14 protein-coding genes are annotated in these 18,240 nt (G+C 67.6%); 9 read left to right on the top strand and 5 right to left on the bottom strand.

Translation table 11 applies throughout. From position 1 onward, the window contains the following. Positions 1–119: 119 nt before the first annotated feature. Positions 120–2,606, bottom strand: a complete 2,487-nt coding sequence (locus ACFVV0_RS15445) for a DNA topoisomerase (ATP-hydrolyzing) subunit A (protein WP_387064849.1) — start codon at positions 2,604–2,606, stop codon at positions 120–122. Between the two features lie 96 nt (positions 2,607–2,702). Here ACFVV0_RS15445 and ACFVV0_RS15440 point away from each other — a divergent pair, with 96 nt between their 5' ends. Next, positions 2,703–3,857: an alkaline phosphatase family protein gene (locus tag ACFVV0_RS15440; protein ID WP_387064846.1), complete on the top strand. Its 1,155-nt coding sequence runs from the start codon at positions 2,703–2,705 to the stop codon at positions 3,855–3,857. A gap of 17 nt (positions 3,858–3,874) precedes the next feature. Here the strand turns inward: ACFVV0_RS15440 and sepH are convergent, their stop codons facing one another. After that, positions 3,875–5,065, bottom strand: coding sequence for a septation protein SepH (gene sepH, locus ACFVV0_RS15435; RefSeq protein WP_387064843.1), 1,191 nt, complete (start codon positions 5,063–5,065; stop codon positions 3,875–3,877). A gap of 206 nt (positions 5,066–5,271) precedes the next feature. On the opposite strand from sepH, the gene ACFVV0_RS15430 reads away from it, so the two are divergent. Then, on the top strand, positions 5,272–5,565 hold the full coding sequence (locus tag ACFVV0_RS15430; protein WP_026307201.1) for a DUF4193 domain-containing protein: 294 nt from the start codon (positions 5,272–5,274) through the stop codon (positions 5,563–5,565). Positions 5,566–5,568: 3 nt separating this feature from the next. On the opposite strand, the gene ACFVV0_RS15425 is transcribed toward ACFVV0_RS15430, so the two are convergent. Next, positions 5,569–6,015 carry a DUF3093 domain-containing protein gene (locus tag ACFVV0_RS15425; RefSeq protein WP_387064839.1) on the bottom strand — a complete coding sequence of 149 codons (447 nt, stop codon included), beginning with the start codon at positions 6,013–6,015 and terminating at the stop codon, positions 5,569–5,571. Positions 6,016–6,053: 38 nt separating this feature from the next. On the opposite strand from ACFVV0_RS15425, the gene dut reads away from it, so the two are divergent. From dut to dxs, 6 genes are all read left to right on the top strand, one after another. Then, on the top strand, positions 6,054–6,527 hold the full coding sequence (gene dut / locus ACFVV0_RS15420; RefSeq protein WP_387064836.1) for a dUTP diphosphatase: 474 nt from the start codon (positions 6,054–6,056) through the stop codon (positions 6,525–6,527). Then, positions 6,524–7,150: a DUF3710 domain-containing protein gene (locus ACFVV0_RS15415; protein WP_387064833.1), complete on the top strand. Its 627-nt coding sequence runs from the start codon at positions 6,524–6,526 to the stop codon at positions 7,148–7,150. Before dut ends, ACFVV0_RS15415 begins: the two co-directional genes overlap by 4 nt. Before the next feature lie 8 nt (positions 7,151–7,158). Further along, positions 7,159–7,971 carry a DUF3159 domain-containing protein gene (locus ACFVV0_RS15410; RefSeq protein WP_387064831.1) on the top strand — a complete coding sequence of 271 codons (813 nt, stop codon included), beginning with the start codon at positions 7,159–7,161 and terminating at the stop codon, positions 7,969–7,971. A gap of 3 nt (positions 7,972–7,974) precedes the next feature. Next, a complete protein-coding gene (locus ACFVV0_RS15405) occupies positions 7,975–10,350 on the top strand; it encodes an HAD-IC family P-type ATPase (RefSeq protein WP_387064828.1) in 2,376 nt (791 codons plus the stop codon). Between the two features lie 176 nt (positions 10,351–10,526). Then, a complete protein-coding gene (acnA, locus tag ACFVV0_RS15400) occupies positions 10,527–13,340 on the top strand; it encodes an aconitate hydratase AcnA (protein ID WP_387064825.1) in 2,814 nt (937 codons plus the stop codon). A gap of 71 nt (positions 13,341–13,411) precedes the next feature. After that, positions 13,412–15,349, top strand: coding sequence for a 1-deoxy-D-xylulose-5-phosphate synthase (gene dxs, locus ACFVV0_RS15395; protein WP_387064822.1), 1,938 nt, complete (start codon positions 13,412–13,414; stop codon positions 15,347–15,349). 18 nt (positions 15,350–15,367) lie between these two features. Here the strand turns inward: dxs and ACFVV0_RS15390 are convergent, their stop codons facing one another. Further along, entirely contained in the window at positions 15,368–15,700 is a 333-nt protein-coding gene (locus ACFVV0_RS15390) for a dihydrofolate reductase family protein (protein WP_387064819.1), read from the bottom strand. A gap of 214 nt (positions 15,701–15,914) precedes the next feature. Beyond that, positions 15,915–17,081 (bottom strand): N(5)-(carboxyethyl)ornithine synthase, encoded by a 1,167-nt coding sequence (locus ACFVV0_RS15385; RefSeq protein WP_387064817.1) that lies wholly within the window; start codon positions 17,079–17,081, stop codon positions 15,915–15,917. A gap of 86 nt (positions 17,082–17,167) precedes the next feature. Between ACFVV0_RS15385 and ACFVV0_RS15380 the strand changes: the two genes are divergently transcribed. Next, positions 17,168–18,160: an aldo/keto reductase gene (locus tag ACFVV0_RS15380; RefSeq protein ID WP_387064814.1), complete on the top strand. Its 993-nt coding sequence runs from the start codon at positions 17,168–17,170 to the stop codon at positions 18,158–18,160. Positions 18,161–18,240 lie beyond the last annotated feature (80 nt).

Here is an 18,240-nt window from a genome sequence, read left to right as displayed (position 1 = left end):
GAGTACATCCAAAATCCCCTTTCCAACGCTGGAAAAGGGGATTTTGGGTGTACTCGGCGGCTTTCAGCGCGGGCGCGGGCGCGGGGCGAGCGCGAGGGGCGGCGGCGCGGCGCGGGCCGTCAGGGCAGGCGGCGGCCGATGGTGGTGACGACCATGTCAAGCGGGGTGCCGGAGGCGTCGCGGCGGGCGCCGGACTCCGGGAGGGACCGCGCAGCGCCGTCGGAGCCGACGGCCAACGCCGGACCGCGACCGACCCAGGCGAGCACCACCTCGTTCTCGCCCTTCAGGAAGCGGTGCGAGCGCACCCCACCGGTGGCACGGCCCTTCGCCGGGAACTCGGCGAACTCGCTCACCTTTCCGCTGCCGGGGTCTGCGCCGAGCAGCGTCTCGCCGCCGGCCGCGATGGTGACGACGACCGCCTCGTCCGTCTCGGTGGCGGGAACGCTCGTGAAGAAGACGACCCGCGCATCCGGTGCCAGATTGATGCCGGCCATGCCGCCGGCGGCGCGGCCCTGCGGGCGCACCGCTGAGGCGGGAAAACGCAGGAGGTGCGAGTCGGAGGCGACGAACACGAGCTCGTCGGTGTCGTCGCCCTGCACGGCACCGACGACCGCGTCGCCGGGTTTGAGGGTGATCAGCTCGAACTCCGGCTTGTTGGCCCAGTCGCCGGCGGTGACGCGCTTGACGACGCCCTGGCGGGTTCCGAGGGCTATCGAGCGGGGCGACTCGAGCGAGACGATGGCCAGGATCTTCTCCGAGCGGTCGGTCTGCGCCAGGTAGTCGGCGATCTTCACACCGGCGCCGAGCTGGATGGAGTTGGCCGGGGCTGCGGGAAGGTCGACGGGGGAGAAGCGGATGAGCCGCCCTGTGGTGGTGACGGCGCCGATCTCGGTGCGCGTCGTCGTCTCCAGCTGGGACAAGATCGCATCGTGCTTGCTTCGGCGGGAGGGCGGGGCGATCCGCTCGATCGCCGCCTCGCCGTCGCCGGTCGCCGGTTGCTGGTCGACACGCAGGATGCGCCCGGTGGTCGACAGGATCACGCGCGTCGGCGCATCCGCCACTTCGAGCACGACCGGCAGCTTGCCGCGCGCCGAGGCCGTGGCGATGGACGGGCGAGCCTCGGTGAGGAGGGTGCGACGCGGGGTGCCGAACTTGACCGCCACCTGCTCCAGTTCGTCGGAGACGAGCGCGTTGATCCGCTCCCGGCTTCCGAGCAGGGCCTCGAGCTCCTCGATCTCGGTCTGGAGCTGCGACTTCTCGTTCTCGAGCTCGATGCGCGAGAACTTGGTGAGCCGGCGCAAGCGCAGTTCGAGGATGTAGTCGGCCTGAAGGGTGCTGAGGTCGAAGACGTCCATCAGGCGGGTGCGCGCCTGGTCGGTGTCGTCGCTGGTGCGGATCACCTGGATGACCTCGTCGATGTCGAGGATCGCGACGAGCAGACCTTCGACGAGGTGCAGTCGCTCCTTGCGGCGAGCGAGCCGGAACTCCGAGCGACGGGTGACCACCTGGATGCGGTGCTCGATGTACACGCTGAGCAGTTCGCGGAGACCGAGGGTCTGCGGGCCGCCGGCCACCAGGGCGACGTTGTTGATGGAGAAACCGTCTTCGAGGGGGGTGTGCCGGTAGAGCTGTTCCAGCACCGCATCCGGGCTGAACCCCGTCTTGATGCCGATGACGAGCCGCAACCCGTGCTGGCGGTCGCTCAGGTCGGTGACGTCGGAGATGCCGGAGAGCTTCTTGGAGTTGACGCCGTCCTTGATCTTCTCGATGACCTTCTCGGGGCCGACGAGGTAGGGAAGCTCGGTGACGATGAGCCCGCTCTTACGTGCCGTGATCGACTCGACCGAGACCTTGGCCCGGGTCTTGAAGCTGCCGCGGCCGGTCGCGTACGCGTCTCGCACGCCGGCGAGGCCGACGATGGTTCCGCCGGTGGGCAGGTCGGGCCCGGGAACGTACTCCATCAGGTCGTCGAGGGTGGCCTCCGGATGCGCGAGCAGGTGCCGTGCGGCGCCCACCACCTCGATCAGGTTGTGCGGCGCCATGTTGGTGGCCATGCCGACTGCGATGCCGCTCGCGCCGTTCACCAGGAGGTTCGGGAACGCGGCAGGAAGCACATCCGGCTGCATGAGCTGGTTGTCGTAGTTGGGGACGAAGTCGACCACGTCTTCGTCGAGGTCCTCGGTCATCGCGAGGGCGGCGGCGGCCAGACGCGCTTCGGTGTATCGCGGTGCGGCGGGACCGTCGTCGAGCGAGCCGAAGTTGCCGTGCCCGTCGATGAGCGGCACACGAAGGGTGAAGTCCTGCGCCATGCGCACGAGGGCGTCGTAGATGGCCGTGTCGCCGTGGGGGTGCAGCTTTCCCATCACCTCGCCGGTGACACGAGCCGACTTCACGTGTCCGCGATCGGGCCGCAGCCCCATCTCGGTCATCTGGTACAGGATGCGGCGCTGCACGGGCTTGAGGCCGTCGCGGGCGTCGGGCAGCGCGCGGGAGTAGATCACCGAGTAGGCGTATTCGAGGAACGAGCCCTGCATCTCGGTCGTGACGTCGACGTCTTCGATGCGTTCGGTGGTGCCGGCGGGTGCCTGGTCGTCTGTCGGTGTCATTCGGGCAATCTGCTGCAAAAGGTGGGGTCACGGCGCTGGCCCGGTTCGTCGGTTGGGTCGTCGTGTGCGTGATCGCCGTATGACAAACTGGGCCAGATGCCCCCCATGCTACCGGCCGCTTTCACGACGCGTTCGAGCCTTGCCGCTGTTCTCCCAAGTTGCCTCGCCGCGCTGACGGGCGGCACAGGCGGCCCGGACGACGAGCTGGGCCTTCCCGCAGTACGGCAGGCGGTCGTAATCGTCGTCGACGGTCTCGGCGCGACTGCGCTCCGCTCGCGGGCCGGTCACGCCCGCACGCTCGCTCCGCTCCTCGGCAAGCAGACCGTCATCGACGCCGGATTCCCGACGACGACGGCCGCGGCCCTGGCCACGCTCGCGACGGGCACGTTGCCGGGCGTGCACGGCCTCGTCGGGTACCGCGTGCGCGACGGGGCGAACGGGCGGATCGTCAATCAGCTGAGCGGGTGGGATCAGCGTCTCGATCCCGCGACCTGGCAGCGGTCCCGCACCGTGTTCGAACGGGCCGGCGATCGGGATGTGCGCAGCTGGGCCGTCGGCCTGCCCAAGTATTCGGACTCGGGCTTCACGAAGGCGATCCTGCGCGGCGCCGACTACGTGTCCGCCCCGACGATGTTCGATCGGTTCGCGGCCGCCGAGCGCATCCTGGCGGATCCGGCCCCGAGCCTGACGTATCTCTACGTCGCCGAACTCGACCAGATCGCGCACGCGCACGGCTGGGAGTCCCCGGAGTGGACAGAGGCGCTGGAGCAGCTGGATGCGCTGGTCGCCGCCTTCGCGCGCCGGCTCACTCCCGCACAGGGGGTCCTGCTCACCGCCGACCATGGCGTGATCGACGTGCCGCTGAGCGGTCACGTGCTCTTCGACACCGCCCCCGAACTCGTGGCCGGTGTCGCGGAGATCGCGGGGGAGCCTCGATGCCTCCAGCTCCACCTGGCGGAACCCGGCGAGCGGGCGGCCGACGACCTGGCGGAGCGCTGGCGCGCGGTCGAGGGCGACAGGGCCTGGATCGCGACCCGGTCGGAAGCCGTCGAGGCCGGCTGGTTCGGGCCGGACGTGCATCCGGATGTCCTGCCGCGCATCGGGGATGTGCTCGTCGCCGCCCGCAAACGCGTCGCGTACTACGACTCACGCGATCCGCAGCGCAGCGGTCAGAACATGGTCGGACAGCACGGCTCGCTCACTCCGGAGGAGACGCGCGTGCCGCTCCTGCGTTTCGGCGCTTTCGCCTGAGTCGTCAGGCCAGGTCGTCAGGCCAGGTCGTCGTCGGTTCGGGCGCCGAAGACGATCTCGTCCCAGCTCGGCATCGACGCCCGGCCCTTACGGCCTGCTCGTCCCTGCGGCCCGGTCGAGTTCGACGGTGCGACGGACGGCGCTGACGCCGGCGGCGCCGAGGGGGATTGCGCCGACGACGGTGGGATCGGAGCGGAGTGGCTGGACGCATCCGTCTGCTGAGGGGCCGGAGTCGGAGTCGTGGACGGTGCGACGTCGCGGAGCGAGTCGAAGATGTCGAGCGGCTCGGGAGCGTCGGCCGGGGTTTCAACGGTCGGCGCCACGTGGTCGTCGACGGCGCTGAGCTCGTAGCTGGCGGCCTCGCGTTCGCCGCGGCGGCGGCGCAGGGCCTCGAGCAGGTCGGCGGTCTGGTGCAGATCGCGCGGGGCCTCGTCTGCGCGGTTGATGGCGCTGACCGTGATCGAGTTGTTCGCCGACGTCAGGGGACGGCCGTGCGTGAGCGGCTCCGGGAACGGGGAGGTCGCATCCGGACCGAGCAGATCGGCGGGAGACTCGATGAACGTGAAGGCGCCGCTGTCGAAGCGGGATTCGTCGGGCTCGCTGTCATGGGGGAGGACCGCGCGCAGACGGGGGATGAGCGACCCCCTGAGCTCCCCGGCCTGCGAGAGGGTCGTCGCCTCGGAATTGAGCGGCGAGAGGCCGTGCTTGCGTGCGTCGTAGCCCCAGCGGGCGTCGTGGTCGATCTGGTCGGCCGTGAACTCGAGCTTGATGATCCAGCCGGCCTCGCTGTCCTTCCAGCTCGCCCAGCGTTCCCCGGTGACGCCGAGGGAGGCCAGGCGCTCTCGGATGACCGTGCCGAACGTGTTTCCCTCGCCGAGCGGATCGACGTCGACTGTGGTGTGCACGGGCACGCTGAGCGCGCTGGCGACGATGTGCTCGCGCTCGGCCACGATCGGACCCTCGAAGCGCTGGATGTACTCGAGCGGGGCGCCGGTGACGGCGGAGACATCCTCAGCCGACATGCCGGCGCGGATGTGCGACTGTACTTCGCGGGGGGACAGTTTCGGTCCGACGGTGGAGGATTCCTGCCTGAATTGGCGGATCTTGGAGTGCAGACCCTCGTCGATGGCGATGCGGAACCGCTCACCGTCGTCGCCGACGGCGACGAGTGCGCCGTCTTCGACCCCGATGACCTTCAAATCCTGCATGGTGAGTGCCTTCCCAACTCTTGACGTACGGCCCAAGAATGTCACGCGAAAGGGTGGAATCCGGGGAATAACCGTGGCGTGCCGGAAGTTGAAAACCGAGCAATCGCCGAGAGCCCGCCGAGTGGTTTGCTATTCCCCGGTGATTGATGCAAACTATGGCCGCCGATTGCGAAGAATCGGCCGTTAAGTACGAGAAGTGGATGGGCATGGCAACGGATTACGACGCACCACGGAAGACCGAAGACGACTCGGAGTCGATCGAGGCCCTCAAGGAGCGAGTTCCGGACAAGATGTCTGGAGTCGTCGACGTCGAAGACGCCGACAACCCCGGCGGTTACGAGCTCCCTGGTGCAGACCTGTCGGACCTCGACCTCGACGTCGTCGTCCTGCCGCCCCAGGCGGATGAGTTCACCTGTGTGAACTGCTTCCTGGTGAAGCACCGCTCGCAGATCGATCACGAGACAAAGCTCGGACCGATCTGCGTGGAGTGCGCGGCCTGACGGTTACGACGAGAGTCGAGCATCATTGAGAACCCGGACCAAACGGTCCGGGTTTCTTGTTGATACGAGCCAATACGGAGCCGGGTCGCTCGCGTCCAGCACCGGCACCTTCACGACCGGCTTGACCCAGCCGCGGATGAGCAGCCAGGCGCGGGCGTCGAGCCGGCGACCGCGTTCGAGCGTCGCCTCGTCGCCCTCGAACGCCTGAGCCTCGCCCGTGAACTCCAGCGGAATGCTCGCCCGCCCGGCCGTCAGCTCCGTCTTCGTGACCCGGATCGTCGGAGAGCCGAGGATCAGCATCCCCACGATCCCGAGATACAGCACGATCGCGACGACGATGCCGGCGGTCATCGAGATGGGCGCGAAGACGAGGATGCTCGCCGGGATGACGAGCGCGGTCGAGATGAAGAGCCAGGGGGCGGCCCAGAGGCGCTCACGGTACAGGTCCATGTCCCTATTCGATCAGACTTCTGCACTACCCTCGACACGTGACCGATACCGTTGACGTTCCGATCATCGCCGGCCTCGTCCCCGCGTACGCGCATCCTGGTGACGCCGGTGCGGATCTCTGTGCCGCAGAAGCAGTGACGCTCGCCCCCGGGCAGCGCCACACTGTGCCGACCGGAGTGTCGATCGCGCTGCCGGACGGATTCGCCGCTTTCGTGGTTCCGCGCAGCGGGCTGGCGGCGAAGCACGGCATCACGATCGTGAATTCCCCGGGAACGGTGGATGCGGGATACCGCGGCGAGATCCGGGTGACGGTTCTGAACACCGACAGTTCGATGCCGTACGATATCGCCGTCGGAGACCGGATCGCCCAGATGGTCGTCATTCCGGTCACCCGGGCGAACTTCATCCCCGTCGACGATCTGCCGGAGAGCCACCGCGGAACAGCGGGATTCGGCTCGACCGGATACAACACTGGGCTCAGCACCACAGCGCAGTCAGGAGAACACGCGTGACCGATACGAGCAGCACCGACCCCGTGAACTGGGAGAAGTCGGCGCCTGAGGACCGTGAGACCGAGGGTCCGCTCGACGAGAGCGAGGCGAACCCCGTTCGCCCCTACGTCGACCTCGGCGGCGTCAAGATCCTGCCCCGCGAGGGCCTGCACCTGCGCCTGGAGGTCGAGGAGGAGACGCAGCGCGTCGTCGCCGTCGGGCTGGACTATGCCAACTCGACCCTGCAGGTCCAGCCGTTCGCGGCACCGCGCTCGAGTGGGCTCTGGCATGAGATCCGGGAGCAGATCACCGAGCAGGTCAACCGGCAGGGTGGCCGCACGCAGGAGCGCGACGGTGTCTTCGGGCCGGAGCTGGTGGCGGAGATCCCCGTCGCGGCTCCTCAGGGCGCGCCCGGCGAGACCCGCGTCGCCCGCTTCGTGGGTGTCGACGGGCCGCGCTGGTTCCTCCGCGGCGTAATCGCCGGCGACGCCGCGGTCAAGCCGGATGCCGCCGCCCTCGTCGAAGACCTCTTCCGCAGCATCGTCGTCGTGCGCGGCTCCTCGCCGATGCCGCCCCGCGACCTCATCCCGCTCCGGATGCCCACCGCGCCCGCCGCGGGCCCGGACACCTTCACGTCGCTGTAGGCACTGGCATGATCGACCGCTCCCCGGAAGAACCGGGCGAATCCGAGCCGCCTATCGACCGTCCGGTCGATCACTCGGGCGACCGACCCGTCGACCCGGACACGGACGAGTCCGGCGCCGTGCCCGCGACGATCGGCGAGTCGCTCGCACGAGCCGCGCAGAAGTCCGGCCTCGGCAAGCTGGCGGATCAGGACACCCCGACCGGCACGGCGCTGTTGGCAGCGCTCGGCGGTTTCCGCGGGCTCGCCGAGACGATCCTGCCGGGACTCGTCTTCCTCATCCTCTTCACGTTCACTCAGAACGTGCCCCTCTCGATCGGCTGCTCCGTGCTGGTCGCCGTCGTCTTCACCCTCATCCGGTTCATCGGCAAGACGCCGGTCACCCAGGCCATCGCCGGACTGCTCGGCGTCGGGATCTCGGCGATCCTCGCCCTGATCACCGGGCGCGGCGAGGACAACTTCATCCTCGGCATCTGGACGAACGCCGCCTACGCTGCTGCCCTTCTCATCTCCATCCTCGTGCGGTGGCCCGTGATCGGTTTGATCGCCGGCTACCTGATGGGGGATGGGATCGCGTGGCGCTCGGTGCGGAGCAAATTCCGGGTCATGCAGGCTTTGACATTCCTCTGGTTCCTTTTGTTCGCCGCCCGCCTCCTCGTGCAGGTGCCGCTCTATCTCGCGCACACGCCGGAGGCGACCAGCGCGCTCGCCCTCACCAAACTGCTGATGGGTGTTCCGCTCTACGCCCCGTTGCTGCTCATCACATGGTTCGTGGTGCGCGGGCAATTCGGGGTCGAGAAGAAGACCGCGGCCAAGGAGTAGTCCGTGCTCGACGCGCGTATCAGGGAGGGGCTGACCAGCGCAGAGGTCGCCGAACGTCACGCAGACGGACGCGGCAACACCCAGCACCAGCCAAGTTCGCGCTCCATCGGCGACATTCTCCGTGAGAACATCTTCACGCTGTTCAACGGCATCCTGACGGCCTGCTTCGTGGCAGTGATCGTGCTCGGCGACCTGCGCGACGGCTTCTTCTACGGCGTCGTCGTCGTGAACGCGTTGATCGGGATCGTGCAGGAGGTGCGGGCGAAGCTGGTGCTCGATCGTGCTGCGTTGCTCGCCGCTCCCGAGAGCCGCGTTCGACGCGACGGCCGGGTCGTCGAGATCCCGATCGAGGGCGTCGTCCTCGACGACCTGCTCGTGCTGCGGCCCGGCGACCAGATCCCTGCGGACGCGAGGGTGGCCGACAGCACCGCGCTCTCCCTCGACGAATCCCTGCTGACGGGCGAATCCGAGCCGCTGTTCAAAGACGAGGGCGCGACCCTGCTCTCCGGGTCGCACGTCGTCTCCGGCACGGGATACGCGATCGTCACCGCCGTCGGCGCCGATTCGTATGCGAGCAAGCTGACGAGCGAGATCCGCAAGCACTCGCTCGTGCACTCGGAGCTGCGGGATGCGACCAACCGCATCCTCGTGTACCTCTCCTGGATACTCGGGCCGATCATCCTGATCACTCTGATCGGCCGCGTCCTCACCTACGGCGGCTGGAACGAGCTGTTCGTGGACGCGCGCTGGCGGCGGGCGCTTCTCGACGCCGTCGCGGCCGTCGTCGGCATGATCCCCGAGGGTCTCGTGCTGCTGACCAGCCTCGCGTTCGGGGTCGCGGCGATCCAACTGGCCGGACGCAAGGTGCTCGTGCAGGAGCTGGCCGCGGTCGAGGTGCTCGCACGCGTCGACGTGCTCTGCCTCGACAAGACGGGAACGCTCACGACGGGCGAGCTCGTGCTCGACCGCACCGAACGACTCGGGGATGCGGTCGGCGAGGACGAGGCGGCCATCGCGCTCGCCGCGTTCGGTGCTGACGATGCGGGGAACGCGACCGCGGGCATCCTGTCGAGCCGCTTCAGGTCCGAGGCCTACCGGGTGGTGCGCCGCATCCCCTTCAGCTCGGCGACCAAGTACAGCGGAGTCGTGGTCACGGTCGACGGCGTCGAGTCGTCGTGGGTGCTCGGCGCGCCGGAACGGGTGCTCGCCGAACACGCGGATGCGCTCACGAGGGCGAACGGCATCGCAGCGACCGGTCAGCGCACGCTCGCCCTGGTGCGAGCCATCGACCCGCTGCCGCACGGAAGCCATGTGCCGCTAGCCGGTCTGACTGTCGAACCGGCCGCACTGATCGTGCTGAGCGAGACGGTGCGGCCCGAGGCGGAGGCGACGCTCGGCTATTTCGCGGAGCAGTCGGTCCGGGTGGTCGTCATGTCGGGAGACAACCCGATCACGGTCGCAGCGATCGCGCGCACCCTCAACCTGCAGGGGGAGGCGATCGACGCATCCTCACTCCGCGACGACGCGGCGCTCGCCGAAGCCCTCGCGACCTCCGACATCTTCGGCAGGGTCAGCCCCGAGCAGAAGCGCGCCGCCGTCGGTCTGCTGCGCGAGCAGGGCCGCACCGTCGCGATGACCGGCGACGGTGTCAACGATGCGATGGCGATCAAGGATGCGAACCTCGGCATCGCGATGGGAACGGCCACCGCCGCGACCAAGGCCGTGTCGCGTCTGGTGCTGCTCGACAACCGGTTCGACCGCTTGCCCGATGTGCTCGCGTTCGGGCGGCGTGTGATCGCGAATGTGGAGCGGGTGTCGAACATCTTCCTGGCGAAGACCGTGTACGGGATCCTCCTGGCACTCGTCAGCGCCGTTCTCTTGTGGCCTTTCCCCTTCCTCCCGCGGCAGCTGACTTTGGTGTCGACCCTCGCCATCGGGATCCCGTCGTTCTTCCTCGCGCTGGCTCCCAACCGGCGCATCTACCGCCCGGGAGTGCTGAAGCGCATCCTGCGGTACTCGATCCCGACGGGCGTGATCGCGGGACTCACCTGCGTGGTGGCGTACCTGCCGCTGTACCGGAGCATCCCGCTGCACGAGGCCCGGAGCATCACGACGATCTCGCTGTTCTGCGTCTCGCTCTGGATCCTCTGCGTGCTGACCAGACCATTGAACGGGCCGAGGCTGGCCTTGCTCGGCGCCGTCGCTGCGGCGATGGTGCTCGTGTGCGTCATCCCGTTCACCGCGAACTTCTTCGAGATGCATGTGCCGCTCACGATCGAGCTGCTCTGGGGGATCGTCGTCGGCGCCGTCGGGGCCGTCTGCATCGAACTCTTCTACCGATTCGCGCGTCGCCGCGAGCTCGTCTTCGACCGCGAGTGAATCCGCCGTCCGGATGGTGGGAGACGGGTGGCACGCGTGCTAGATTTATCTTGACGTCAAGATAAATTGTCGGGCGGGCGACTTAGGCTTGCCTTGCTGGAAACGTTCTTCGACACACAACCAAGATTGACGAGAAGGCTTGCGTTACCAGGCCTGCCGATGAAGGAGAGGGCACAGTGTCTGCGGTGAACAGCTTTGGAGCGAAAGACACCCTGAAGGTCGGGTCGACCGAGTACGAGATCTTCAGAATCGACAAGGTCGAGGGCTACGAGAAGCTCCCGTTCAGCCTGAAGGTGCTGCTGGAGAACCTGCTCCGCACCGAGGACGGCGCGAACATCACCGCCGACCACGTCAGGTCCCTGGGCAACTGGGTGCCGACGGCCGAGCCCGACACCGAGATCCAGTTCACGCCGGCCCGCGTGATCATGCAGGACTTCACGGGCGTTCCGTGCATCGTCGACCTCGCCACCATGCGTGAGGCCGTGTCCGCGCTCGGCGGCAATCCCGAGAAGATCAACCCGCTGGCGCCCGCAGAGATGGTCATCGACCACTCGGTCATCGCCGACCTGTTCGGCACCGAGAACGCGCTCGAGCGCAACACCGACATCGAATACGAGCGCAACGGCGAGCGCTACCAGTTCCTCCGCTGGGGCCAGACCGCGTTCGACGACTTCAAGGTCGTCCCGCCGGGAACCGGCATCGTGCACCAGGTCAACATCGAGTACCTGGCGCGCGTCACGATGACTCGCGAGGTCGGCGGAGCGCTCCAGGCGTACCCCGACACCTGCGTCGGCACCGACTCGCACACGACGATGGTCAACGGCCTGGGTGTTCTCGGCTGGGGCGTCGGCGGCATCGAGGCCGAGGCGGCGATGCTCGGCCAGCCCGTTTCGATGCTCATCCCGAAGGTCGTCGGCTTCAAGCTGACCGGCGCCATCCCCACCGGAGTGACGGCGACGGATGTCGTGCTCACCATCACGCAGATGCTGCGCAAGCACGGCGTGGTCGGCAAGTTCGTGGAGTTCTACGGAGCGGGCGTCGCCGAGGTGCCGCTGGCGAACCGCGCCACCATCGGCAACATGAGCCCCGAGTTCGGCTCCACGGCCGCGATGTTCCCGATCGACGATGTGACGCTCGACTACCTGAGGCTCACCGGCCGCAGCGAGGAGCAGATCGCGCTCGTCGAGCAGTACTCGAAGCTGCAGACCCTCTGGCACGACCCGTCGAAGGAGCCGGTGTTCAGCGAATACCTCGAGCTCGACCTCGGCACCGTCGTGCCGTCGATCGCCGGCCCGAAGCGTCCGCAGGACCGCATCGAGCTCTCCGGGGCCAAGGAGCAGTTCGAGAAGGACCTCGTCGACTATGCGGAGATCGACCACGACATCGTCGACCTGACGATCTCCGAGTCGTTCCCGGCGTCCGATCCGGGTGAGCTGAGTCCTCAGGACTCCAACAGCACCCACATGCACCACCACCACAGCCACGCCCCGAGGACCGCATCGAGCCCGACGCCCGTCACGATCAGCGAGACCGGCACGTCGTTCACGCTGGATCACGGCGCCGTCGCGATCGCCGCGATCACCTCGTGCACCAACACGTCGAACCCGTCGGTCATGCTCGCTGCCGGCCTGCTCGCCCGCAACGCCGCGCAGAAGGGCCTCACGTCGAAGCCGTGGGTCAAGACCACGCTCGCCCCGGGATCCAAGGTCGTCACCGACTACTACGAGAAGGCCGGCCTCACGGGCTATCTCGAAGACCTCGGCTTCTACACGGTGGGCTACGGCTGCACGACCTGCATCGGCAACTCCGGTCCGCTGATCGACGAGATCTCGCAGGCCGTCAACCAGAACGACCTCGCCGTCACCGCCGTGCTCTCGGGCAACCGCAACTTCGAGGGGCGCATCAACCCCGACGTGAAGATGAACTACCTCGCGAGCCCGCCCCTGGTGATCGCGTACGCCCTCGCCGGCTCGATGAACTTCGACTTCGAGGTGGATGCGCTCGGCAAGGATCAGGACGGCAACGACGTCTTCCTCAAGGACATCTGGCCCGACGCCGCGGAGGTGCAGGAGACGATCGACTCGTCGATCAACGAGGGCATGTTCACCCACGAGTACTCAAGTGTGTTCGAGGGCGACGAGCGCTGGAAGTCGCTTCCGACCCCGACGGGCTCGGTGTTCGAGTGGGACGAGAAATCGACCTACGTGCGCAAGCCCCCGTACTTCGACGGCATGACGCTCGAGACCACACCGGTCACCGACATTCGTGGTGCCCGCGTTCTGGCCAAGCTCGGCGACTCGGTCACCACCGACCACATCAGCCCGGCCGGCAACATCAAGGCCGACAGCCCGGCGGGCCACTACCTCGACGAGCACGGCATCGATCGCAAGGACTACAACTCCTACGGCTCGCGCCGCGGCAACCACGAGGTCATGATCCGTGGCACGTTCGCGAACATCCGTCTCAAGAACCAGCTTCTCGACGGCGTCGAGGGTGGGTACACCCGTGACTTCACGCAGGAGGGCGGCCCCCAGTCGTTCATCTACGACGCGTCGCAGAACTACCAGGCGCAGGGCACTCCGCTGGTCATCCTCGGCGGCAAGGAGTACGGCTCCGGCTCGTCACGCGACTGGGCGGCGAAGGGCACCAGCCTTCTGGGCGTCCGGGCGGTCATCACCGAGAGCTTCGAGCGCATCCACCGCTCGAACCTCATCGGCATGGGTGTCGTGCCGCTCCAGTTCCCGGCGGGCGAGACGTGGGCGTCGCTGGGTCTCGACGGAACCGAGTCCATCTCGATCTCGGGTCTCGAGCAGTTGAACGACGGCGTCACTCCGAAGACGGTGCACGTGACTGCAGAGCCGACGTCGGACTCGGATGCGGGCAAGCAGACGATCGAGTTCGACGCTGTCGTCCGCATCGACACACCCGGTGAAGCCGACTACTACCGCAACGGCGGCATCCTGCAGTACGTGCTGCGGAGCCTCGTCTAGGCAGAACTCGAGAGGTGGCTCGGAATCGAATTCCGAGCCACCTTCGATTTTGACGCGCCTACACTCGAACCATGAGCATCCTCGAAGCCATCCGCGGTCCTCGTGACCTCGACGCGCTCTCCGAAGACGAACTCGTTCAGCTGGCGGCAGAGATCCGTACGTTCCTGATTGCGAACGTTGCGAAGACGGGCGGGCACCTCGGTCCGAATCTGGGCGTCGTCGAGTCGACCATCGCGATCCACCGGGTGTTCCACTCGCCGCACGATGCGATCGTCTTCGACACCGGACACCAGTCTTACGTGCACAAGCTGCTCACCGGGCGCCAGGACTTCAGCATGCTTCGCCAGAAGGGCGGCATGGCGGGCTACCCCCAGCGCTCGGAGTCGGAGCACGACATCGTCGAGAGCTCGCACGCCTCGAGCTCGCTGTCCTGGGCCGACGGGATCTCGCGCGCCTTCGCCATGACCGGGCAGGACGACCGTCATGTCGTGGCGATGGTCGGCGACGGTGCACTCACGGGCGGCATGACCTGGGAAGCCCTCAACAACATCAGCGACGACAACACCCGCCGCCTGATCATCGTCGTCAACGACAACGGCCGATCGTACGCGCCCACCATCGGCGGCATGGCGCGCTTCCTGAACACGGTCCGCACCCGTAAGAGCTACCGCAGCCTCTACCTCTCGAGCCGCCGCGCGTTCGAGAAGATGGGGGAGCCGGGGCAGTCGCTCTACCGCGGTGTCCGCGGCGGACTGCACGGCTTCCTGAGCCGGTTCTCGGACAACGAAGCGCTCTACTCGAACCTCGACATCAAGTACATCGGGCCCGTGCACGGCCACGACATCGAGGCGATGGAGGAGGCGCTGGTCCAGGCCAAGAACTACGGTGCCCCGGTCATCGTGCACGCCATCACCCAGAAGGGCCGTGGCTACGAACCGGCGCTCCGGGATGCGGCCGACCAGTTCCACGCCGTCGGCCAGATCGACCCGGAGACCGGCGAGCCCATCGAGAGCTCGAGCAAGCCGTCGTGGACCTCCGTGTTCGCCGACGAGATCGTGACGCTTGCGGAGAAGAACCCGAAGCTCGTCGGCATCACCGCTGCGATGCTGCGCCCGACGGGCCTGCACAAGTTCGCGGAGCGGTTCCCCGATCGCGTGCACGATGTCGGCATCGCCGAGCAGCACGCGGTCACCAGCGCCGCCGGTCTCGCGTTCGGGGGTCTGCATCCGGTCGTCGCCATCTACGCCACATTCATCAACCGTGCCTTCGATCAGGTGCTGATGGATGTCGCGCTGCACAAGGCGGGTGTGACCTTCGTGCTCGACCGTGCCGGTGTGACCGGACCCGACGGACCGAGCCATCACGGCATCTGGGACCTCGCGATCCTGCAGGTCGTGCCGAACATCCGTCTTGCCGCGCCTCGTGACGGCACGCGCTTCCGCGAGGAGTTGGCGGAGGCCGTGCGCGTCGACGACGCACCCACGGTGCTGCGGTTCCCGAAGGGGGCCGTCGGCGACGACATCGACGCCGTACGCCGCACGGACGACGGCGTCGACGTGCTGCGCGAATCCGACCGCAAGGATGTGCTCCTCGTGACGGTCGGACCGATGGCCGCTCTCGGGCTGAAGGTCGCGGAGCGCCTGGCGGCCCAGGGAATCGGGGCCACGGTCGTCGACCCGCGCTGGGTCGTTCCCGTGCCGAAGAGCGTGATCGCGCTCGCGGCGGAGCATCGCATCGTGGTGACCATCGAAGACGGCATCCGCGTCGGCGGCATCGGCACCCGGGTGCGTCAGGATCTCCGCGAGGCGGGCATCGACACCGCGGTGGACGAGCTCGGACTTCCCGACGAGTTCATCGACCACGCGACGCGAGACCAGATCCTGGAGGAGGCCGGCCTGACTCCGCAGAAGATCGCCCGCGACCTCGTCGCGCAGGTGCTCGGCAGCCGCATCCCGATCGCCCGTCCGCTGCCCGTGGAGGAACTCAGCGAGCGTCACCTCGACGCGTAGCGCGGGCGCCGCGGGCGGCTACCGAAGCCTGTAAACGTGCTCCACCGCTCCACCGGGGAACGGCGTGGTGCTCACGAGCTCGAGCGGCCGGCCGGCATGCGCCACCGGCAGCAGGGGTTTTCCCGAACCGACGAGGATCGGCATGATCGTCACCTGCAGTTCGTCGAGGAGGCCCGCGTCGGCGAACTGGGCGGCGATGGACCCTCCGCCCACGACCCACACGTCGCGATCCCCGGCCGCGTCGCGGAGCTCGGCGTCGAGCTGAGTGATGTCCCCGGCGAAGAACGCGATGTCGGCTCCCGGAATGGCGGCGAGATCCCGGTGCGTGATCACCCAGGTGGGGATCCGCATACGGCCAGGGCTGGTTCTCATCGGCGAGCAGGAATTCGTACGTCGAAGCACCCATCACGATCGCGCCGACGCCGGCGAGAAAGCGCTGGTAGTGCTCGTCGAAGGTCTCGAAACCGAACTGCAGAAGCCAGTCGATGCGGTCATCGGCGTCGGCGATGAAGCCGTCGATGGAGGATGCGACGTAGTAGAGGGTGCGTGCCATGCGGCGACCGTATCAGCGGCGGAGGACATCCCGATACGGCGGGAGCGGCTCACGGTTCTGGAAGGTGAGGATCGCGGGATTCACGATCAGCCCGTCCCGGATCTCGATGGCGCGACGGATGGTCGTGTCGGCTTCCCACGCATCCGGTCCCGCCATCACGGTCGCCAGGAAGGGCGTGAGCGCCTCGCCGATCTCCCAGGTGGCCGAGTCCCAGAGGTACGAAGGGCTGTGGTCGACAGCGTAGTAGCGCACGTGGTCCCCGACGTCGAAGATCGGGTCGGCGAAGGTCGTCGAGCGGGCCCAGCTGAATCCCATGCCCTCGTCGCAGGAGACGTCGACGATGAGACTTCCCGGTTTGAACGCGCCCAGGTCGTCCTCGGTGAGGTACGTGAGTGGGGCGTTCGGGTCTTGCAGGGTGCAATTGACGACGATGTCGGCCTCCGCCAGGAAGGGCGCCACCGGCACTCGCCCGTGGTCGGTGATCACATGGCTCAGGTATGGCGCCGACTCGTCGTGGTCGAACTGCGCGATCTTCACGGAGTGGATGGGGGAGCCGACCGCAGAGACCTCCCGGTTGGTCAGCACCTGCACGTCGTGCACGCCGTGGGCGTTCAGAGCGGTCACCGCTCCGCGGGCGGTCGCTCCGAATCCGATCACGATGGCGCTCAGCCGGCGGCCGTAGTCGCCGGTGAGCCCGACGAGCTGGAGGGCGTGCAGCACCGAGCAGTAGCCTGCGAGCTCGTTGTTCGCGTGGAAGACGTGCAGGCCGAAGTGTCCTTTGCTCGTCCAATGGTTCATAGCCTCGAACGCGATCAGAGTCAGGTGCTTGTCGATGGCTCGCTGGGTGATCTCCCTGTCCTGTACACAGTGCGGCCATCCCCAGAGGATCTGCCCCTCGCGCAGGTCGTCGAGGTCGCTCGGCTGCGGTTTCGGCAGCAGCACGATGTCGTTGGAGGCGATGATGTCGTCGCGTGAGGCGATCCCGCCGACGAGCGGCCGCAGCTGTGCGTCGGAGAGGCCGAAGCGCTCACCGTAGCCGGTCTCCAGCGTGATCCGCTCCCGGAGTTCGGGCTCGATGCGGTCGAGACGGGCGGGGTGCAGCGGCAGGCGGCGTTCATCCGGTTTTCGCGAAGTGGCCAGCACTCCGAGTGACAGGATGGGAAGTGTGGTGTCGGACATGTCGGCTCCCTCGTGGGCGCCACGCTGGCTCCGTCTCCTCAGACTAAACCGTGCGGGTTCGGTCGCTATCAGGAAGAGGTAATCGTATGAAGAGAATCACCCTCGGAACCGAAAGGCTGGAGGTCTCGCGCCTCGGACTCGGCTGCATGGGCATGTCCGCTTTCTACACGGGTGCGGGCACCGATGATGCTGGATCGATCCGCACCATCCACCGCGCCGTGGATCTCGGCGTCACGTTCTTCGACACGGCCGAGGTCTACGGCCCGTACGCGAATGAGGAGCTGCTCGCCAAGGCATTCGCCGGCAAGCGCGATCAGGTCGTCATCGCCACCAAGTTCGGTACTCTCCTGCACCGCTCGCCGGAGGTGAACGGCATGCCGGCACGCGGACTCGACGGCTCGCCGGAGAACCTGCGCATCTCGGTCGAAGGGTCGCTGCGCCGTCTCGGCACCGACCACATCGATCTCTACTACCAGCACCGGATGGACCCCGCGACGCCCATCGAGGAGACGGTCGGTGCGCTCGCGGAGCTCATCCAGGAGGGGAAGATCCTGCACTACGGGCTGTCGGAGGCGGCGCCGGAGACGATCCGTCGCGCGAACGCCGTGCATCCGGTGACCGCGCTGCAGACGGAGTACTCGCTGTGGTCGCGCGATCCCGAGGCGGAGATCCTCCCGACCGTCCGCGAGCTCGGCATCGGCTTCGTGCCGTATTCGCCGCTCGGTCGCGGCTTCCTCACCGGTTCGATCCGCTCGCTCGACCAGCTCGACGAGAGCGACTTCCGCCGGTTCAGCCCGCGCTTCGAGGGCGACAACCTGAAGGCGAACATCCGTATCGTCGAGCAGGTGGATGCGGTCGCGAAAGAGATCGATGCCGCACCCGGTCAGGTGGCGCTCGCCTGGCTGCTCGCGCAGGGAGACGACATCGCCCCGATCCCCGGCACCCGCCGCGTGGAGAACCTGGAGCAGAACGTGGCCTCCGACGCGATCGAGCTCACGAAGGAACAGCTTGCCCGTCTCGACGAGGTCGCGACTCCGGTCGGCGACCGCTACGCCGACATGACCCCGCTCAACCGCTAGGGCGACCGACGAGGGGTGGGCGCCCCCCCCCCCCGGCGGGCCCCCGGGCGGGGGGGGGGGCCCCCCCGCGCGGGGCGGGG

It is taken from the genome of Leifsonia sp. NPDC058230 (assembly GCF_042882245.1).
Classification (GTDB): Bacteria; Actinomycetota; Actinomycetes; order Actinomycetales; family Microbacteriaceae; genus Leifsonia.
The sequence above is the reverse complement of the archived record's forward strand: the minus strand, read 5'-3'. Positions and strand labels throughout refer to the sequence as shown.

What these genes read in the sequence shown, in the direction of transcription:
- ACFVV0_RS15445 (WP_387064849.1), bottom strand. Translation starts at nt 2,606, where the DNA reads ATGACACCGACAGACGACCAGGCACCCGCCGGCACCACCGAACGCATC.
- ACFVV0_RS15440 (WP_387064846.1), top strand. Translation starts at nt 2,703, where the DNA reads ATGCCCCCCATGCTACCGGCCGCTTTCACGACGCGTTCGAGCCTTGCC.
- sepH (WP_387064843.1), bottom strand. Translation starts at nt 5,065, where the DNA reads ATGCAGGATTTGAAGGTCATCGGGGTCGAAGACGGCGCACTCGTCGCC.
- ACFVV0_RS15430 (WP_026307201.1), top strand. Translation starts at nt 5,272, where the DNA reads ATGGCAACGGATTACGACGCACCACGGAAGACCGAAGACGACTCGGAG.
- ACFVV0_RS15425 (WP_387064839.1), bottom strand. Translation starts at nt 6,015, where the DNA reads ATGGACCTGTACCGTGAGCGCCTCTGGGCCGCCCCCTGGCTCTTCATC.
- ACFVV0_RS15410 (WP_387064831.1), top strand. Translation starts at nt 7,159, where the DNA reads ATGATCGACCGCTCCCCGGAAGAACCGGGCGAATCCGAGCCGCCTATC.
- dxs (WP_387064822.1), top strand. Translation starts at nt 13,412, where the DNA reads ATGAGCATCCTCGAAGCCATCCGCGGTCCTCGTGACCTCGACGCGCTC.
- ACFVV0_RS15390 (WP_387064819.1), bottom strand. Translation starts at nt 15,700, where the DNA reads ATGCGGATCCCCACCTGGGTGATCACGCACCGGGATCTCGCCGCCATT.
- ACFVV0_RS15385 (WP_387064817.1), bottom strand. Translation starts at nt 17,081, where the DNA reads ATGTCCGACACCACACTTCCCATCCTGTCACTCGGAGTGCTGGCCACT.
- ACFVV0_RS15380 (WP_387064814.1), top strand. Translation starts at nt 17,168, where the DNA reads ATGAAGAGAATCACCCTCGGAACCGAAAGGCTGGAGGTCTCGCGCCTC.